21 protein-coding genes are annotated in these 16,388 nt (G+C 62.7%); 11 read left to right on the top strand and 10 right to left on the bottom strand.

The window, feature by feature from the left end; genetic code table 11:
- Positions 1-45: 45 nt before the first annotated feature.
- Genes JQ624_RS19110 through JQ624_RS19100 form a run of 3 tightly spaced genes read left to right on the top strand, consistent with a single transcriptional unit; the run spans position 46 to position 2,248 of the window.
- Entirely contained in the window at positions 46-795 is a 750-nt protein-coding gene (locus tag JQ624_RS19110; RefSeq protein ID WP_212420592.1) for an ABC transporter ATP-binding protein, read from the top strand.
- Positions 792-1,640: an ABC transporter permease gene (locus JQ624_RS19105; RefSeq protein ID WP_212420451.1), complete on the top strand. Its 849-nt coding sequence runs from the start codon at positions 792-794 to the stop codon at positions 1,638-1,640. Before JQ624_RS19110 ends, JQ624_RS19105 begins: the two co-directional genes overlap by 4 nt.
- A complete protein-coding gene (locus JQ624_RS19100) occupies positions 1,637-2,248 on the top strand; it encodes a hypothetical protein (protein ID WP_212420450.1) in 612 nt (203 codons plus the stop codon). The genes JQ624_RS19105 and JQ624_RS19100 overlap by 4 nt, the downstream gene beginning before the upstream one ends.
- 135 nt (positions 2,249-2,383) lie before the next feature.
- On the opposite strand, the gene JQ624_RS19095 is transcribed toward JQ624_RS19100, so the two are convergent.
- Both JQ624_RS19095 and JQ624_RS19090 read right to left on the bottom strand, forming a co-directional pair.
- Positions 2,384-2,959 (bottom strand): PQQ-dependent catabolism-associated CXXCW motif protein, encoded by a 576-nt coding sequence (locus tag JQ624_RS19095; RefSeq protein WP_212420449.1) that lies wholly within the window; start codon positions 2,957-2,959, stop codon positions 2,384-2,386.
- Positions 2,956-3,840 (bottom strand): substrate-binding domain-containing protein, encoded by an 885-nt coding sequence (locus JQ624_RS19090; RefSeq protein WP_212420448.1) that lies wholly within the window; start codon positions 3,838-3,840, stop codon positions 2,956-2,958. Before JQ624_RS19090 ends, JQ624_RS19095 begins: the two co-directional genes overlap by 4 nt.
- A 236-nt stretch (positions 3,841-4,076) precedes the next feature.
- On the opposite strand from JQ624_RS19090, the gene JQ624_RS19085 reads away from it, so the two are divergent.
- Complete coding sequence (locus JQ624_RS19085) at positions 4,077-5,000, top strand: quinoprotein relay system zinc metallohydrolase 2 (protein WP_212420447.1); 924 nt, start codon at positions 4,077-4,079, stop codon at positions 4,998-5,000.
- A gap of 54 nt (positions 5,001-5,054) precedes the next feature.
- The gene (locus JQ624_RS19080; protein ID WP_212420446.1) at positions 5,055-5,873 is read left to right on the top strand and encodes a quinoprotein dehydrogenase-associated SoxYZ-like carrier; all 819 of its coding nucleotides are present in this window, start codon (positions 5,055-5,057) and stop codon (positions 5,871-5,873) included.
- Between the two features lie 20 nt (positions 5,874-5,893).
- On the opposite strand, the gene JQ624_RS19075 is transcribed toward JQ624_RS19080, so the two are convergent.
- Positions 5,894-6,253 carry a hypothetical protein gene (locus JQ624_RS19075; RefSeq protein ID WP_212420445.1) on the bottom strand — a complete coding sequence of 120 codons (360 nt, stop codon included), beginning with the start codon at positions 6,251-6,253 and terminating at the stop codon, positions 5,894-5,896.
- 85 nt (positions 6,254-6,338) lie between these two features.
- On the opposite strand from JQ624_RS19075, the gene JQ624_RS19070 reads away from it, so the two are divergent.
- Genes JQ624_RS19070 through JQ624_RS19050 form a run of 5 tightly spaced genes read left to right on the top strand, consistent with a single transcriptional unit; the run spans position 6,339 to position 9,992 of the window.
- Positions 6,339-7,313, top strand: coding sequence for an ABC transporter substrate-binding protein (locus tag JQ624_RS19070; protein WP_212420444.1), 975 nt, complete (start codon positions 6,339-6,341; stop codon positions 7,311-7,313).
- Position 7,314: 1 nt separating this feature from the next.
- Positions 7,315-8,052 carry an ABC transporter permease subunit gene (locus JQ624_RS19065; RefSeq protein ID WP_212420443.1) on the top strand — a complete coding sequence of 246 codons (738 nt, stop codon included), beginning with the start codon at positions 7,315-7,317 and terminating at the stop codon, positions 8,050-8,052.
- Positions 8,042-8,770: an ABC transporter ATP-binding protein gene (locus tag JQ624_RS19060; protein ID WP_212420442.1), complete on the top strand. Its 729-nt coding sequence runs from the start codon at positions 8,042-8,044 to the stop codon at positions 8,768-8,770. Before JQ624_RS19065 ends, JQ624_RS19060 begins: the two co-directional genes overlap by 11 nt.
- 47 nt (positions 8,771-8,817) lie before the next feature.
- Positions 8,818-9,612, top strand: a complete 795-nt coding sequence (locus JQ624_RS19055) for a pentapeptide repeat-containing protein (protein ID WP_212420441.1) — start codon at positions 8,818-8,820, stop codon at positions 9,610-9,612.
- 35 nt (positions 9,613-9,647) lie between these two features.
- Positions 9,648-9,992, top strand: a complete 345-nt coding sequence (locus JQ624_RS19050; protein ID WP_212420440.1) for a hypothetical protein — start codon at positions 9,648-9,650, stop codon at positions 9,990-9,992.
- Between the two features lie 28 nt (positions 9,993-10,020).
- On the opposite strand, the gene JQ624_RS19045 is transcribed toward JQ624_RS19050, so the two are convergent.
- From JQ624_RS19045 to JQ624_RS19030, 4 genes are all read right to left on the bottom strand, one after another.
- On the bottom strand, positions 10,021-10,257 hold the full coding sequence (locus JQ624_RS19045; protein WP_212420591.1) for a hypothetical protein: 237 nt from the start codon (positions 10,255-10,257) through the stop codon (positions 10,021-10,023).
- 136 nt (positions 10,258-10,393) lie between these two features.
- On the bottom strand, positions 10,394-11,266 hold the full coding sequence (locus JQ624_RS19040; protein WP_249129914.1) for a hypothetical protein: 873 nt from the start codon (positions 11,264-11,266) through the stop codon (positions 10,394-10,396).
- Positions 11,267-11,550: 284 nt separating this feature from the next.
- Complete coding sequence (gene pqqA / locus JQ624_RS19035; RefSeq protein WP_108512900.1) at positions 11,551-11,631, bottom strand: pyrroloquinoline quinone precursor peptide PqqA; 81 nt, start codon at positions 11,629-11,631, stop codon at positions 11,551-11,553.
- A gap of 252 nt (positions 11,632-11,883) precedes the next feature.
- A complete protein-coding gene (locus JQ624_RS19030; protein ID WP_212420438.1) occupies positions 11,884-12,207 on the bottom strand; it encodes a hypothetical protein in 324 nt (107 codons plus the stop codon).
- Between the two features lie 131 nt (positions 12,208-12,338).
- On the opposite strand from JQ624_RS19030, the gene JQ624_RS19025 reads away from it, so the two are divergent.
- A complete protein-coding gene (locus JQ624_RS19025; protein WP_249129913.1) occupies positions 12,339-12,602 on the top strand; it encodes a hypothetical protein in 264 nt (87 codons plus the stop codon).
- 186 nt (positions 12,603-12,788) lie between these two features.
- On the opposite strand, the gene JQ624_RS19020 is transcribed toward JQ624_RS19025, so the two are convergent.
- From JQ624_RS19020 to JQ624_RS19010, 3 genes are read right to left on the bottom strand one after another with little or no spacing between them, the layout of a single operon-like run.
- Positions 12,789-14,285 (bottom strand): ABC transporter substrate-binding protein, encoded by a 1,497-nt coding sequence (locus JQ624_RS19020; RefSeq protein ID WP_212420437.1) that lies wholly within the window; start codon positions 14,283-14,285, stop codon positions 12,789-12,791.
- Between the two features lie 56 nt (positions 14,286-14,341).
- Entirely contained in the window at positions 14,342-15,370 is a 1,029-nt protein-coding gene (locus tag JQ624_RS19015) for an ABC transporter ATP-binding protein (RefSeq protein WP_212420589.1), read from the bottom strand.
- A gap of 2 nt (positions 15,371-15,372) precedes the next feature.
- Complete coding sequence (locus JQ624_RS19010; protein ID WP_212420436.1) at positions 15,373-16,386, bottom strand: ABC transporter ATP-binding protein; 1,014 nt, start codon at positions 16,384-16,386, stop codon at positions 15,373-15,375.
- Positions 16,387-16,388: the final 2 nt, after the last annotated feature.

Raw genomic sequence — 16,388 nt, 5'->3', positions numbered from 1 at the left:
GGTCAGAACACGCCGGACATCCCCTCCCGGCCCGAAGCCGTGGAGATGCCGGCATTGTCGATCGACGGCGTCAGCCATTCCTATGGCGCTCGTCAGGCGCTGATCGACGTCGGCTTCACCGTCGCTCCGGCAAGCTTTACGGCATTGCTTGGCCTGAACGGCGCCGGCAAGAGCACCCTGTTCTCGCTCATCACACGGCTGTTCGGAATCCAGCGCGGACATATCGGCATTTTCGGCCACGACGTCGCGCATGCGCCCGGCGAAGCATTGCGGTTGCTCGGGGTGGTGTTTCAGCCCCGCACGCTCGATCTCGACCTCTCGGTGACGCAGAACCTGCTCTATCATGCCGCGCTGCACGGCATTGCCAGGCGCGATGGCCGCGAACGCAGCCGCGAGGTGCTGGCGCGCATTGGCCTTGCCGACCGCGCCGGCAGCAAGGTGCGTGACCTCTCCGGCGGCCAGATGCGGCGATTGGAAATCGCCCGCGCGCTGCTGCATCGTCCGCGCCTGCTGCTGCTCGACGAGGCAACCGTCGGCCTCGACGTCAAGGCGCGCGCCGATATCCTCAATCATGTCCGCCAGCTCGTTACCGAACAGGGAATAAGCGTGTTATGGGCGACGCATCTGTTCGACGAGATCGGTTCGAACGATGATCTGGTTGTCCTGCATCAGGGCCGGGTTCTGGCCCAGGACAAAGTAGCGCGGGTTATCGCCGATACCGGCGGCGGCGATATCAATACGGCGTTCATGCGGCTGACCGGCTCCACCGCACAGAGCGGGAGCCCAACGTCATGACATCAGCAACCATCAGGCCAATCCGGAGCGGCTTCTCGCTTGGCGAATATCTCACCTGCCTGAACGGCATTGTCTGGCGCGAGGCGCTTCGCTTCCTGCATCAACGCGAACGCTTCATCTCCGCACTGGTGCGGCCTCTGGTGTGGCTGTTCATCTTTGCCGCCGGCTTCCGTCAGGTGCTCGGCCTCTCCATCATCCCGCCCTACGAAACCTACATCCTGTACGAGGTCTACATTGCACCCGGCCTGATGGCGATGATCCAGCTCTTCAACGGTATGCAGTCCTCACTCTCCATGGTCTATGACCGCGAGATGGGCAACATGCGGACGTTGCTGGTGAGTCCGCTGCCGCGATGGTTTCTCTTGTCCTGCAAGCTTCTGGCGGGAACCGCCGTCTCGCTGCTTCAGGTGTATGCCTTCCTGCTGATTGCCTGGTTCTGGGATATCGCACCGCCGCCGGCCGGCTATCTCACGGTGCTGCCGGCGCTGGTCCTGTCGGGCCTGATGCTCGGCGCATTGGGGATGCTGATCTCCTCCGGCATCAAGCAGCTTGAGAATTTCGCCGGCGTGATGAACTTTGTCATCTTTCCGATGTTTTTTGCTTCCTCAGCGCTCTATCCGCTGTGGCGCATCCTGGAGAGCAGCCCGATGCTCTACTATGTCTGCCTGTTCAATCCGTTCACCCACGCCGTGGAGCTGATACGTTTTGCGCTGTATGGACAAGTGAACTGGACGTCGCTCGCGGTCGTCGGCGGCTGCACGATCGCCTTCATGGTCGGCGCGATTTACGCCTACGATCCATCGCGCGGCCTGATCCGCCGCGGACCGGCCGGAGGCGAGACATGAAATATCGAACCGCGATCGCAGTATGGCTTGCCGTTACGGCGACGATCAGGTTCGCCCATGCCGCCGATCCGCGCTATCCGGACTGGCCGTGCGCCCAGGCCAAGGTGCCCGAGATATCGCTTGCCGCGGTTTGGGCAGGCCCGCCGCTCGACGATGTCTCCGGCAAGTGGAAGGACGATGCCAAGGTCAGCGCGCTGGTAGCCAAGCTGGCGGCGCGGCGGACCCCGCTCGAGGAAGCGCAAAAGGCAATCACCGAATATCTGAACGGTGCAGCCGACAAGACCGGAAGCGGAAAACTGCTGTTTGCCGGCCTGTTCGATTCCCTCAACGCCCAACGCTCCCAGGTCCTGAACGGGCTGGAGCGCGTCACCCGCAAGCAGCGCGAGGCGGCGGACAAAATACGCGCTGACACGCTTTCCCTGCAGGCGCTGCAGGGTGAGTCCCAGCGCGATCAAGCCAAGATCGACGACCTCGGAAATCAGCTTGTTTGGCAGACACGCATCTTCGAGGACCGGCAGCGCATTGTCAAATTCGTCTGCGAGGTGCCGACGGCGATCGACCAGCGTCTGTTCGCCCTCGGCCGGACGATTCAGCAGGAAATCGAATAATCGCCAGCAGGATGAGATTAGGTCGGGCTGTGACGACGGACTCTCTCGTGCCCCGGACGCAAGCGGCCTGAGTGCTGCGAGCCCCGGGCCCATTCTACTTTGCATGGGGTTGTTTTCGCGATTTTGTGTCCCGATCTAACGCGGCGACGGCGCCGCCTCACCTGCCCGTGGTTCCGGTTGCGACTCCGTCAGAGCCAGGCCAGCCCGTTCCCAGCCATCCGTTCCTTCGGGGTACCACGCCACATTGGAATAGCCGTAGGCCAGGATTCGCTTTGCCGCGTTCCAGGACATCCAGCAATCGGCCAGACAGTAAACCACCACCAGCGCGGTGGTGTTGCCCGCCGTCGCGCGGACGAGCCCTCGCCGCAGGTAATCTTCCGTCGCGGCCGCCAGCCTTCCGTAGCCGGTGTCCGGCAGCCACACGCTGCCGGGAATGTTGAGCCGCGGCATGTCACGCCAGACCGTGCCTTCGGGAAGGTTTTGCGGTTTTGGCGCGCGGGGCAGCACGTCGATGAACACGCCCGCTTTGGCTCGCCAGGTCGATGCCGCCTCCGCGGTCGTCAGAACACGCACGCCGGCAAGGGTCGTAGGGACCGGCGCACGGTAGTCTTCCATGCGGTACCCGTCGGGCTCGGGAGGCCTTTCCTGCGCTGATGTCGAGACAATGAAGGTGAATGCCGCAAGGATCAGGCCTGCGAGCGTTTCCCTCATGGCGCTTTCGTTGCCGTCGCCGCGCCGAGCGGCCGGTCGTTCTCGTCGAGCAAGGGCACGCCGAAGTCCAGCAGTATCTTGTTGATGCCGGGCTGGTTCTCCTGGATCAGGCGGTTGAGCTGCCGCTTCCAGTTCTGGTCAGCCCCGCGCACCCCCATGCCGATGCGGAACGCCAATCGCGGGCCGGTCTTTTCCTTCACGAGAGGCGTGACATGCAGCGGCGGGTTCGCCTTCTTCGCATAGAAGCCCGCCATCGGTCCCCACAGAATGCCGGCGTCGATCTGGCCCGACATCAGGTCGGCGATCATGGCCTCCGCGGACGAGTCCAGGCGGGTATCGACCATCAACTGATATGGTTTGGCGTTCGCCATCAGGCCGTTGACCGCCATGTTCGTGGCAGGCGGCGTGCCGGCCACGATGCCGATATGCTTGCCTTTCAGGCGTTCGTCTTCCAGCGTCGCCACGTCTTCGAGGCCGCTGCCCGGCTTGGCGACCAGCGCATAGGCGGTGCGGTAATAGGGATTGGTCCCCTGAACCAGGTCGTCGCCTTGCGGGAAGCCCATGATGACATCGCAACGGTGGGCGCCAAGGGTCATCCGGACGAAACCGGTTGCCTGCGGAAAATACATGTAGTCCAGCTTCTTGTTCAGCTTCTCGGCGAACAGTTCTGCGAGCCTGTTCTCGAACCCCTCACCCTTCTCGTTGGAAAACGGCAGATTGTGCGGATCAGCGCAGACGCGCAGCACGTTGGGATCGACGAGTTCGATCGAGAGATCGCCCGTTTCGTTGATCTGCGCGCGCGCGCAATCGCGCCCGACGAGTATGGCGAGGACCGCCAATACTACGATCGCCAGCCAGCGCTTCTGCCCGGCATATGTCATCAAAAGCTGCTGCACTTCCGGCCCACCATGGTTGCCAACTTCGGAAAAATATCGGCAACCCCGACGAACCAAGTTCCGTTGAAGCCGCAGACCAGCAAAATGCTAAGCTTGTCATTTGGAGCCTGCAACAGGAATAATCCCCATAGCGGAGTCGTCGCCCGTGCTGCGGCGCAAACCGAACCGCGATGACACATGGAATTTCCGATAGCGCTTCGTGATGAGACGGAGGCCGAAATATGGCTCGTGCCGCATTGATCATGGCCGCGCTCGCGATGCTCGCTACAGCAACAGCCTCGCGCGCACAGCAACAGGAGTTGCCCGTCAATTCCATTGTGGATGGCGTGTTCGTGCACAACGGCCAAACCGCGCAGATGACGCGTGAGAACGGCGGCGCGATTGCCAATGTCGGTTTCATCGTCGGCGAGGACGCGGTCGCGGTGATCGATACGGGTGGCAGCCTCCGCGAGGGGCGACAATTGATGGCGGCTATTCGTGCCCGGACCGGCAAGCCAATCCGGTACGTCATCAATACACACGGCCACCCCGATCACGTTTTCGGCAACGGCGCTTTCGTGCAGAACGGAACGACCTTTGTCGGCCATGCGAACCTGCCACGCGCGCTGGCCGCGCGCGGACAGTTCTATCTCGATGCATTTCGCCGGACCATGGGCGATCAGTTGATCGACGAAATACGCATCGTGCCGCCAACGCTGCTGGTCAGCGGCAGCCTCAACCTGGATCTCGGCGCACGAACCCTTGTGTTGCGGGCGTGGCCCGCCGCGCATAGCGATTGCGATCTCACGGTACTCGATGAAAAAACCGGAACCCTGTTTGCGGGCGATCTGGTGTTTCTGGCCCACACACCCGTGCTGGACGGCAGCATCCGCGGCTGGCTGGGCGTACTGGGCGAACTCGGCGCCCTGCCCGCGCAACGCGTGGTCCCCGGTCACGGTCCGGTGAGCGGATGGCCGGCCGCCCTCGCCGACGAGCGCCGCTATCTCCAGACGCTGGCGTCAGACGTACGCGGGCTCGTCACAAGCGGCAAGCCGATCACGGCGGCGGGCACCGCAGCGGGCTCCGAGCGATCCCGATGGGAGTTGTTCGATGACTTCAACACCCGCAACGCAACCGCAGCATTTTCGGAAATTGAATGGGAATAGCACGCGCATTGCCCTATATTGCTTTCGTTGCTTCCATCCGCATAAAGGTGGTGCATGCCCGGATCTCTTTTCCGCCTGTCCGTCGTCGCTGGCTTGTTCCTGTTCGGCGCGCCGCCGGCGCGTGCGGCAGAGGCGAACGACCCCTGGCCCGGCCTGGTTCAGGACATCTTCAACAACCGTCCGATGAACGATGGCAGCGACGTGATCGCCGTCGAAATGCCGTCCCGCGCCGAGGACGCCGCCATCGTGCCGGTGACCTTGCGAACGAAGCTGTCGCCCGGCGACAGCAGGCAGGTGCTGAGCATTACGCTGGTCATCGACCAGAACCCCGCGCCGATGGCGGCCAAATTCCAGCTCGGGCCGGACGCCAAAGTGTCTGAGATCTCCACCCGCGTCCGCGTCAACAATTACACCGATGTTCATGCGGTGGCCGAACTCAGCGACGGCAAACTTTACATGACCAAGACCTATGTGAAGGCGTCCGGCGGCTGCTCGGCGCCCGCCGCCAAGAACGCCGACGAAGCCAAGGGCAGATTAGGCCAGATGCGCTACCGGCAGTTCGGAAGAGCCGGTGAAGGCTCCGCCAGCGGCGCGCGCGAGGCCCAGATCATGATCGGACATCCCAACAATTCCGGCCTGCAGATGGACCAGGTCACGCAACTCTATGTCCCGGCATTCTTCGTCAACGAACTGCGGCTTTGGCAGGACGACAGCCTGGTGTTGACGATGGAAGGCGGCATTTCAATTTCGGAAGATCCCAATATCAGGTTCACCTACGTCTCGAATGGCGCGAAAACTTTCCGCGCCGAGGCCAAGGATACCGAGGGACACGTCTTCCAGCGCGAATGGAAGATCGACGATTCCGGGATTTGACGCAGGCCGCGTGCAGCACCTCAGAAGCAACGCACTTCCGCTTCGGCCTGGGCCCGCCTGAGTTCGTTGAGCGCGCTTGCCGCCTGCTCTGATGTGCGGAACTGCCCGCCCAGATTTCCCCGGACCTGCGACATGCTGAGCACGGTTTCGGCCGTGACATAGCGCTCAAAAGGCACGAGCGAAGCGATAACATCGATCGAACAGGAGCATTGCTCGATCGCCTGCCGCGTCTCGCCATTTGCTTTCAGGCAGCCAAACGCGTATTCGACGCGCGCCGACGTCGGATAATCGTTGAAGTCCTGGGCGTGCGTGGCCACTGCCATCGTCATCAGCGCCATCAACGCGGCGACAATAGGTCGTACCGATCCGACAAGCGTCATCGTTTCCTCCCGCTGGTAATTGTGGAAGCTATGCTATGACTGTCCCACAGAAAAGCGGACGTTCGAAGAAACGGCTCAAGGGACCATGAATTTTATTGTTCGCATGCTGCTCGCCACGATTGTCTCGGTCTTGCTCGGCACGTGCTGCAGCGCCGAGGCTTTACGCGTTGCGGTGCAGAAGACCGGAACATTCGCCTGGGAACTCGCAGTCATCCGTGCGCACGGCCTCGACAAGCAGGCCAACCTTTCGGTTGACGTTCTCGAGCTGGCGAGCCCCGAGGCGGGCAAGATCGCGCTTCGGGCCGGGAATGCCGACATTGTAGTCACCGACTGGCTTTGGGTGTCACGCGAACGCGGGCTTGGCGCCAAGCTGACCTTCTATCCTTATTCGAGCGCGCTCGGCGCCGTGATGGTACCTGCCTCATCGCCGATCCAGAGCTTGGCCGAACTCAAGGGCCGCAAGCTCGCCGTCGCGGGGGGTCCGATCGACAAGAGCTGGCTATTGCTGCTGGCGTGGTTGAAGCAGGGCGGCATCGACCTGAAGTCGGACGCGACAATTGCGTACGGTGCGCCACCGCTGCTGGCTGCGAAGACGCTCAGCGGGGAAATGGATGCGACCTTGAACTACTGGAATTTCTGCGCCGCACTGGAAGCGAAGGGTTTTCGCCGCATCGCCGGCATCGAGGACCTGCTGCCGAAACTCGGCGCCAAGGGCCGCACCGCGATGATCGGCTACGTCTTCGACGAAAAATGGGCGAACGCAAACCAGGACAAAATTGCCCGCTTCATCGCCATGACCCGCGCGGCGAAAGAGATCCTGTCGACTTCGGATGCGGAGTGGGAGAAAATTGCGCCACTCACCGGCGCTGCCGACGCCGCAACGTTGCGCGCCTATCGCGACCGCTATCGGGAGGGAATTCCGCGTCGCCCGGTGGCGGACGAGGAAGCCGACGCGCGCATTCTCTACCGCGTGCTGGCTGACATCGGCGGCCGCGAACTTGTCGGGCCGGCGCCTGAACTCGATCCCGGAACATTCTATCACGCGATCCCGGGAGGCTGAGGTGCCGCGCCTGCTGTCATTCGCCGTGCTGCTTGCAACCTGGTGGATCGCCTCGCTGTTTGCCGGCGACGCGAAGCTGCCACCTCCCCCCACCGTCTTCACGGCCATGGTTTCGGAAGCGAGGTCAGGTGACTTATTCTTCCATCTCGGCGTGACATTGGCGCGCGTTGCGCTCGCCTTCACGCTGGCGATGACACTGGGCGCCGCCATCGGATACCTGATGGGCCGGGCACGGCTTGCCGATCGGCTGGGCGACCCCTGGCTGATCCTGCTGCTCAACCTGCCGGCGCTCGTGGTCATCGTGCTCGCCTACATCTGGGCTGGATTGACTGAAGTCGCCGCTATTGCGGCAATCGCCATCAACAAGCTCCCGACCGCCGTCGTTACGCTGCGCGAAGGGGCGCGTGCCCTCGACGCGGCGCTTGACGAAATGGCGACGGTATTTGCGTTGCCACGCTGGAAGAAGTTCCGGCACGTCATTTTACCGCAACTGTCGCCCTATATCGCAGCCGCCTCGCGATCAGGACTTTCCCTGGTCTGGAAGATCGTCCTTGTTGCGGAATTACTCGGACGTCCGAACGGTGTTGGTTTCGAGATCGGCGTGGCGTTCCAGCTGTTCGACATTCCGCTATTGCTTGCCTATTCGCTGAGCTTCGCAGCGGTCGTGCTCCTTATTGAAACCTTGTTGGTGCAGCCATTTGAGGCCCGGCTATCCCGGTGGCGTCCCCGTGCGGCTTGAGGTCGATATCGCCAGCAAGACGTTCAAGAACGCGGCGGGCGAACAGCACGACGTGATCGCCGGCGTCTCCTTTGCGCTTGATGCCGGAGAAGTAGGCGTCTTCGTCGGTCCATCCGGCTGCGGCAAGAGTACGATGCTCAGGATTCTCACCGGCCTCGACCCCGACTTTCAAGGGCGCGTCTCGCGCCCCCCCGGCGCGCGGATCGGCTTCGTCTTCCAGGAACCGCGGCTGTTGCCCTGGCGGTCGGTCGAAGAAAATGTGCGACTTGTTGCGCCCTTGGCCGATGAAGCGAAGCTTTCAGCGCTGTTCGAGATTCTGGAATTGAAAGCGCATCGCAACCACTTTCCCGGCGAACTATCGCTAGGTCTGGCGCGGCGCGTTGCGCTCGCCCGTGCGTTCGCCGTCGAGCCTGATTTCCTCATTCTCGACGAACCGCTGGCCTCGCTCGATGCCGCCCTCGCCGCCCGTATGCGCGATCAGATTGCCATGTTGATGGACAACCGCTCCATGATAACGCTGCTGGTTACCCATGACGTGGACGACGCGGTTCGCCTCGGCGACCGCCTGTTCCTGCTGTCGCCGCGCCCGGCTCGGGTTCTCGCCGAACTGCCTATCCGCACACCGCGCGGCGAGCGCGGAGACGCCGAGATCGCCGCCATCAAACTGGACGTCATGCGGCGGATCAATGGCGATCTCCCCAAGCGGGATAGCGCATAGGCAGCGCTTGAGGCCGGTGCTAGGATACATCATCGGAGAGGTTGACGATGAAACGCTCGATCGGAACCGCAGCCCTCGGTCTTGCTCTTGTGACCATGACGGCAATGGCGCAGGACATGATGCGTCATGTGGACCTGTCGTCACCCGATATGGTCTCGGCCGAAATGACCCGCGGAGAGGTCGAGGCAGCGCTCGCCGCGGCGACCATCGCCGCGCCCGCCGATTTCACGGGGAAGAAATTATCCGGCCTCGACCTCTCCGGGCTCAATTTGTCCAGCGCAATTTTCCGCGCGGCACGGCTCAACAGGACAAAGCTCGCCGGCGCCAGACTCGACCGTGCCATCCTCGACCAGGCATGGCTACTCGAGGCGGACCTCACCGACGCAAGCCTGAAGGGCGCAAACCTGTTCGCCGCGCAGATGGTTCGCGCCCGCCTCGACGGTGCCGATCTCTCGGAAGCACGCATCGCTGCCGATCTCACCGGCGCGAGTCTTGTCGGAGCTTCGATCGCAGGAGCAAATTTGGGCGCCGACATGCGCAACCAATCGATGGGCCTGATGCGCGCAATTCTGAAGTCCGCCAATCTGGAACGGCTGAACGCGCGCGGCGCCGACCTGTCCCGCGTCGATCTTGAGTTTGCCACGCTGAAGGGCTGTGACCTCACGGGTGCTTCTCTCAAGGGAGCCCAGCTCGGGGGAGCCGACTTGACCAGTATCACCGTCATCGATACCGATTTCGATGGCGCCGATCTCGATTCAGCCAAGTTGATTGCCCCCATCGGCCTCGACCGGGCAAGAAATTTCGATAAGGCAAAAAATCGAGACCGCCTGATCAAGCAGTGACGGCTCTAAACGCGCCGCGATGAAAGGATTGCCCGATGCGATGGCCCCTGGCTTTGGTGGCCCTGTTGTCAGCGAGCGCCGATGAAGTGGCCGCGCAGGGAAAAGGCATCCGATTGTGGAATCTGACCACCGCGACCATTTCGGAGTTTCAGCTTTCCCCGGCCGGAAAGAACGACTGGGGCCCCAACCAGACCCTGAACGACAAGGACAAGGAAGTCGACCACGACGAACGCCTGCGCATCACGGGGGTGGAGCCGGGACGCTATGATGCCAGGGTCGGCTATCGCGGCTCGAAACATTGCTTTGCGCGCGGCATCGAGATCAAGGCCGACGCCGTGTTTTCGATCGCGGACAAGGATTTGAAGGACTGCAACAAGTAGCCGCGACAGCCTTCTCGCCAACGATTATTCAGCCTGCGGACCACACGGCATCCTGGAATGCCTTTTGGTTGTTACGTGGATATTCGCAACGCCATTTGACCGCGGTCCATTTCGGATGCTCGCCAACCCACTGCGCGATGTAGGGCTGCGCAGCCATGACGCACTGCCGCAATGAAACATCTGAAGAAAAGACCAGATGGGTTTCCTCGCAGGTGGTCGGCGAGAGCACCGCACAGACGGTCACGATCAAATCTATCGCAGTCATGGCAGACACCCCTTGAATTGCTCCCGAATTGATAACGCAAAAAAGCTACGGTAGCGGGTGGGTCAAAGTTTCACTACCCCGTGAAAGTCGGGAACCGGGCCGCGCAGACGCGGCCGGCTCCAAGTCGCCGCCAGCCCTAGAAATTAACGCCGAACACCAGCCGGGCCTGATGGCGCTCGAAATTGACGTGATCAAGGCTGGCAAATGACCCCGCCGGACGCCCCCACGCCTGAACGCTCCAGCTTGCGGTCAGCCGCGAGCGTTTCGACAATTGGAAATATGCCGTTGGGCCGACAAACAACGCCTGCCCTGCCAGTTCCTCCAAACCGGTCCCTTCGTATTTCCGCAGGTAACGCGCTTCACCACCCAAGAGGAAACCTGGACGCACCTGCGCCATGACCGCAAGCGCCGCTCCTGCGGTGGATTCCCGCTCCATCACGCCAGTGCTGATAACGCGCGTCCACTCCGGTTCGTAGATCAGGTTGAACGCCGCGACGACACGGTTCGGCACGAGCTCCCGGTCGAACGCCAGCCGGAATTCCGTCCCGAAACTGCGGACCGTTTCCGCCGTCGTCTCGTCGACCCGATGCGCGTGCGCTTCCGCCGCAAAAGTAAGCCCGAATAGCGCCGTTTCCCGATCGAGAAACCGGTAGCGGAGATCAAGCGACCCGCCCTGCCACGATAGCCGGCGCTGATCGTCAAGGCCCGGCACGCCACTGATCAGATGCGACGCAAACGTGCTTCCGATCTCAATGCGAAAATTCCGGGCCGGCACGAACTCCAGTTCGAACTCCTGGCCGACGGCCCGATAACGGCCGCCGTTCTTGCCGAAGCGTCCTGTCGTCTCGCTTTGAAACTCCCGTTCGCCGACATTGCCGACGTCGGTGCCGATCATGAAGCCGAACAGATGCTCGGTATCGATGCCCTCGGCGTGGACGCAGGCCGGCAGCAGCGCTGCAAGAGACACGACCGCCGCCTGGAAAGTCTTTGCACGCGGAGGCATTCGCATTCAGCGGGTCACGGGGTTGAACGGGCAAGTCCGTCGGCGTCAGCCGACGACACACCCTAGCATGATGCGGGGACCGTGGGCGAGCCATGGGAACATGTGGATACAGGCGGGAGAGAGACCGGATCGCCTTCCGGCGGCCGTCTACAGGGATTCCTGTCCACTTTTTTGGCAGGATCCGCGTTCTGCTCTTGCTGGAGGCTGAAGAACTTCCCGGGGGATCGTACAGCTTGCCCGACCCGCGGCAACAGACTGTTGCCGGAGCCGGGCAGACCGTTTCGACGCGTCTATTGACGCGCCGCGCAGGCGTACATGTTGATTTCCATGCCCACCGGCACTTCCACAATCTTCGGAGTTTTCCAACTCATCAGGGTTTCTCCCAAGCAGTGCTGGCACGAGGTTCGTGCCAGCATCAAAACTAGGTTGACCTCGAACGTAGCGCAAGCACGGAACATCCGATGTTGACGGCATACCGACGCATCTGACGCCAGAAACTTCCCTCTTGGGCAAAGCCACTTCGCTCTTGGACAAGGCGAGCGAATGAAAGCGACGGATCGACGCATGAGTCACGTCGAGCCGGCCGAAGCGCCGACAATCCGAAACCGCCTCAGCTTCACGCCTCAGCAATCCTTGTCAGTGGTCTTGCTGTCAGCCTTGGCGCCTTCGGCCTGCTGTGCAGCCGTCGGCTCACCTTGCATCTGGCGCTGCGTATCCTGCGAAGACGCGGCAACGTCTCCGGTCTTTTGATTCATCGTGTCGGTCGGCGGATGTTGACCGGTGTTGCCGGCCATACCTGTTGTCTGGCTTTCGCCCATTTTGGCCGGCCCGGAGCCTGCGTCCTTCAGGTTGGCGGAGCGGCCTGTGTCACAGGGACCAGCCAACGCTGCGCCGGTGCTCAAAACCAGGATGGAGCAACCAGCAATCATGAGCTGTTTCATTTTCATCTGCCTCTCCTGTTCTCGTGAAGCATGCACAACGTGATGAGAGGCAACCGATCCGTTGCCTGCAGGTTCCGGGTGGCTACGTAAATCTCGGCATGTTTAATCTGACGTCCGAGCTTTTGTGAGGACAGCCGATGGAACCGATTCACCGAGGGTTGATCAGTTTTATCTTCATGGTGTGCCTGGCGTCGGGTGCATTTGCGCAGGACAGGCAGCTTGACCAAACCGCACCAGGGGCCGAGACCGCTGTGCCCGCCAACGGGCCGTCACTGACTGGAAAAGAACGCATGGGCAGGAAGTGGATGGACGAGCAACGGATCGACAATTGCAATGTGCCGATCGACAAGCGCGGGAGCAAGCCGCGATCCAGCACCTGCCCGCATGTTCCGTCGGGATGATCAGCGACGACGGTGCAACGGCGCGGCTGCGCACTGCGATCCAGCGCCGTCGCTCTGTCCGCGACACGACGACACCGACCAGCTGAACTCATGCAGTGCCACGGTTCAGCCGCACGGCATCAGCCGTGCGATGGAGGCCAAGCACCGACGGGCTCGTCCGTGCCCGCCGCGGCTAATCCCAGGCGGTTAATCCCAGGACCAGGCGGAGAAGTCGTTCTCGAATTGCGGGACTTCCTTCCACACGCCCTTCAGCTTCTTGCTCGCAATGGTGATCCATTGCGGCTGGAACAGGAAGCCGGCGACCGCGTCGGTCGCAAGCATGCGCTGCGCGTCACCGAGCAGTTTGGCGCGCTCGGCCTCGGCCGGCGTTGCCGTGATCTGCTTGTAGAGCGCGTTGAAGGCTTCGTTGTTATAGCCGAGATAGTAGTCGGACTCGGTTATCTTCACGAGATCGAACGGCTCGACATGCGAGACGATGGTGAGATCGAAATTGTGCGGGCCGTTACCGGCGAACACCTGCGACAGCCACTGCGCCCATTCGACGTTCTCGATCTTGGCGATGATGCCGACCTTGGCGAGCTGGGCTGCGAGGACTTCGCCGCCCTGCCGCGCGTAAGGCGGCGGCGGCAGCTTGAGGCTGAGCTCAAGCGGCGTCTTCACGCCAGCTTCCGCGAGCAGCTTCTTGGCCTTTTCAGGGTCGTAGGGATTGATGCCGGTGGTGTCGACATAGCCCAGCGATCCCGGCGTATAGAAGCTGCCAATCGGCGTGCCGAAGCCGTCGACGGCGCCGTCGATCATCGCCTTGCGATCGATGGCGGCGAGAATGGCACGGCGAACCCGCACATCATCGAGCGGCTTCTTCCGTTCGTTGATGCCGACGATGGTCTTGGCCCTGGAGCCGCCGATCAGCACATTGAAACGCGGATCGGCCTTGAACTGCGCAACGCTGCGCGCCACTGCGGCGCGCGGAAACACGTCGACGTCACCCGACAACAGCGCCGCAACCTGGGCTGCGGGATCGCCGATGAAGCGGATGGTCACCTTGGAAAGCTTGATCGCCGCGGCGTTGCGATAGTCGGGCCATTTGTTCAGGGTGATCGACGATCCCTTGGCCCAGGCGCCGAGCGTATAGGGTCCGGTGCCGACCGGCTGCGTCGCATTGGTCGGCGCGCTCTTCGGCTCGACGATCGAGCCGCCCGCCTGACCGAGCAGGAACGGCAGGTTCGGTTCGGAATATTTCACAGCGATGACGATCGTCTCCGCATCGGGCGCGGTGACGGACTCAAACGCCTGGTACAGGCTCTTGTCCTTGTTGGTGCTGGTCGGCGCCGCGTTGCGATCAAAGGAGAACTTTACCGCCACGGAATCGAACGGCTCGCCATTGTGGAATTTGACGCCTTTGCGGAGCTTGAACGTATAGGTCTTCAGGTCGGCCGACGCCTGCCAACTCTCGGCGAGCAACGGCGATACCGAACCGTCCTCGTTGATTTTGGTCAGTGTCTCATAGAGGTTATAGAGCGTGACCTCGGCAATCGCCGCAGCGGCTGCGTTGGTGGGATCGAGCCCCGGCGGCTCCAGCGTCATACCCATGACGACGCCGTCCTTCTTGCCCTGCGCCAGGCTCGGCAGCGGCGCGGCGGCGAACGCGGCGATAAGTGCAAAAACAGCTAGTTTCCTAAACATTCGCTTGCTCCCCTGACATATCGCGTGACCAAACTAAGCCAGTCCCGCACAAAAGGCTAACTCTCCTCCGCCGACACCGGCGGCAGCGCCATCACGGCCTCGGCGTGGTGGCAGGCGGCAAGGTGCGCTGGGCCAACGTTGCGTAGCGCGGGCGCGGTGTCGCGGCAATGCTGGTCGGCCAGTGGACAGCGCGATGCGTAGGCGCATCCTGTCGCGCCGATCGACTGGGACGCGATCGACTGGGCGCCGCGGCGGCGGCGTACCCCGCCGGCGCGGGCGCGCGGCACGGCCTCGAGCAACGCCCGCGTGTAGGGGTGGGCGCAATGCGCGAACAGATTCTCAGGGCTCCCCTGCTCGACGATCCGGCCGAGATACATCACCGCGATCTCGTCGCAGAGATAATCCACCACCGCGAGATCGTGGCTGATCAGGATGTAGCTCAACCCGAACTGATCCTGCAGGTCCTGCAGGAGATTGAGCACCTGCGCCTGCACGGAGACGTCGAGCGCGCTGACCGGCTCGTCGGCGACAATCAGCTTTGGCTGGGTGATCAGCGCCCGCGCGATCGCGATGCGCTGGCGCTGGCCGCCGGAGAATTCATGCGGAAACTTGTCCATGTCGGCGTCGCGCAGTCCGACCTGCCGCAGCACGCCGGCAACGCGCTGGCGTAGCGTGGCGCGGTCCATGCGTCCGAGCGCGGTCAAAGGCTCCGCGACGATGCGCGCAACGGTCTGTCGCGGGTCCAGCGAGCCATAGGGGTCCTGAAACACCATCTGAAAATCACGCCGGGCGCGGCGCAACTCGTCAGCCGGCATCCGGTGCAGGTCACGGCCCATCAGCGACACCGAGCCTGACGACGGCTGTTCCAGCGCCATCACCAGCCGCGCGAAGGTCGACTTGCCCGATCCGGACTCGCCGACCACGCCGAGGCTTCGGCCTGCCATCACCTGCGCGGTGACGCCGTTGAGCGCATGCACCTGCCCGGCCGGCTTGAACATGCTTTCGCGCGGCATTGTGTAGCGCTGCATCAGATCCTTGACATCGAGCAGCGGCTGCTCGGCGGGTGGCGGTGTCTGCTCAAGCATGATCATGCGCCCAAAACTCCGACCGCCTCAGCCATTGAAACATCCGTCCTGACGCAGCGCACGCCATGGCCGGCGCTGACGTCCACCACGGCCGGTAGCGCCACGCGGCAGCGGTCCTCGACGATCGCGCAGCGGCCGGCGAAGGTGCACCCCGAGGGCAGATCGGCAAGCTCGGGCACGGTGCCGGCGATGGTCTTCAGCCTTGTACCCTTCCGCGCACCAAGGCGCGGGCGAGCGCGAAACAGACCCTGCGTATAGGGATGTCCCATGCGCTTGAACACGGCATCCGTCGCGCCGCTTTCGACGACGGTGCCGCCATACATCACCATCATGCGCTGTACATTTTCGGCGATGACGCCGAGATCGTGCGAGATCAGAATCATCGACATGCCGCGCTCGGCAACGAGGTCTGCGATCAGATCGAGGATCTGTCCCTGGATGGTGACGTCGAGCGCCGTGGTCGGCTCATCGGCGATCAGCACGTCGGGCTGGCAGGCCAGCGCCATGGCGATGGTAACGCGCTGGCGCTGGCCCCCGGAGAATTGGTGCGGATAGGCATCGACGCGCTTCGCCGCATCGGGAAGCCCGACGCGATCGAGCAAGGCGATGGCTTCCTTGCGTGCCTCGCCCGCCGAGCAATTGGTGTGGCGCCGCAACGGCTCGGCCACCTGACGGCCGATCGTGTGCATCGGATTGAGCGCGGTCATCGGCTCCTGGAAGATCATGCTGATGCGATTGCCGCGCAGCTTGCAGTAATCCGGATCCGACAGGCCCACCAACTCGCTGCCGTCGAGGCGGATGCTGCCGCTGATGACGGCACTGTCGGGCAGCAGTCCCATCAGGGCGAGCGCGGTGACGGATTTGCCGCAGCCGGATTCGCCGACGAGACCCAGGGTCTCACCGCGCCTCAGCGAAAAACTGACGCCGCGAACGGCCTGCGCCGGACCGCGGCTGGTATTGAGCCGGACACCGAGATCCCTGACTTCGATCAAGGGCGCGTTAGCTGATACGCTCATGT

The organism is Bradyrhizobium sp. AUGA SZCCT0283 (assembly GCF_018130385.1).
Classification (GTDB): Bacteria; Pseudomonadota; Alphaproteobacteria; order Rhizobiales; family Xanthobacteraceae; genus Bradyrhizobium.
Note: the sequence above shows the minus strand (reverse complement) of the source record. Positions and strands in the feature narration are given on the sequence as shown.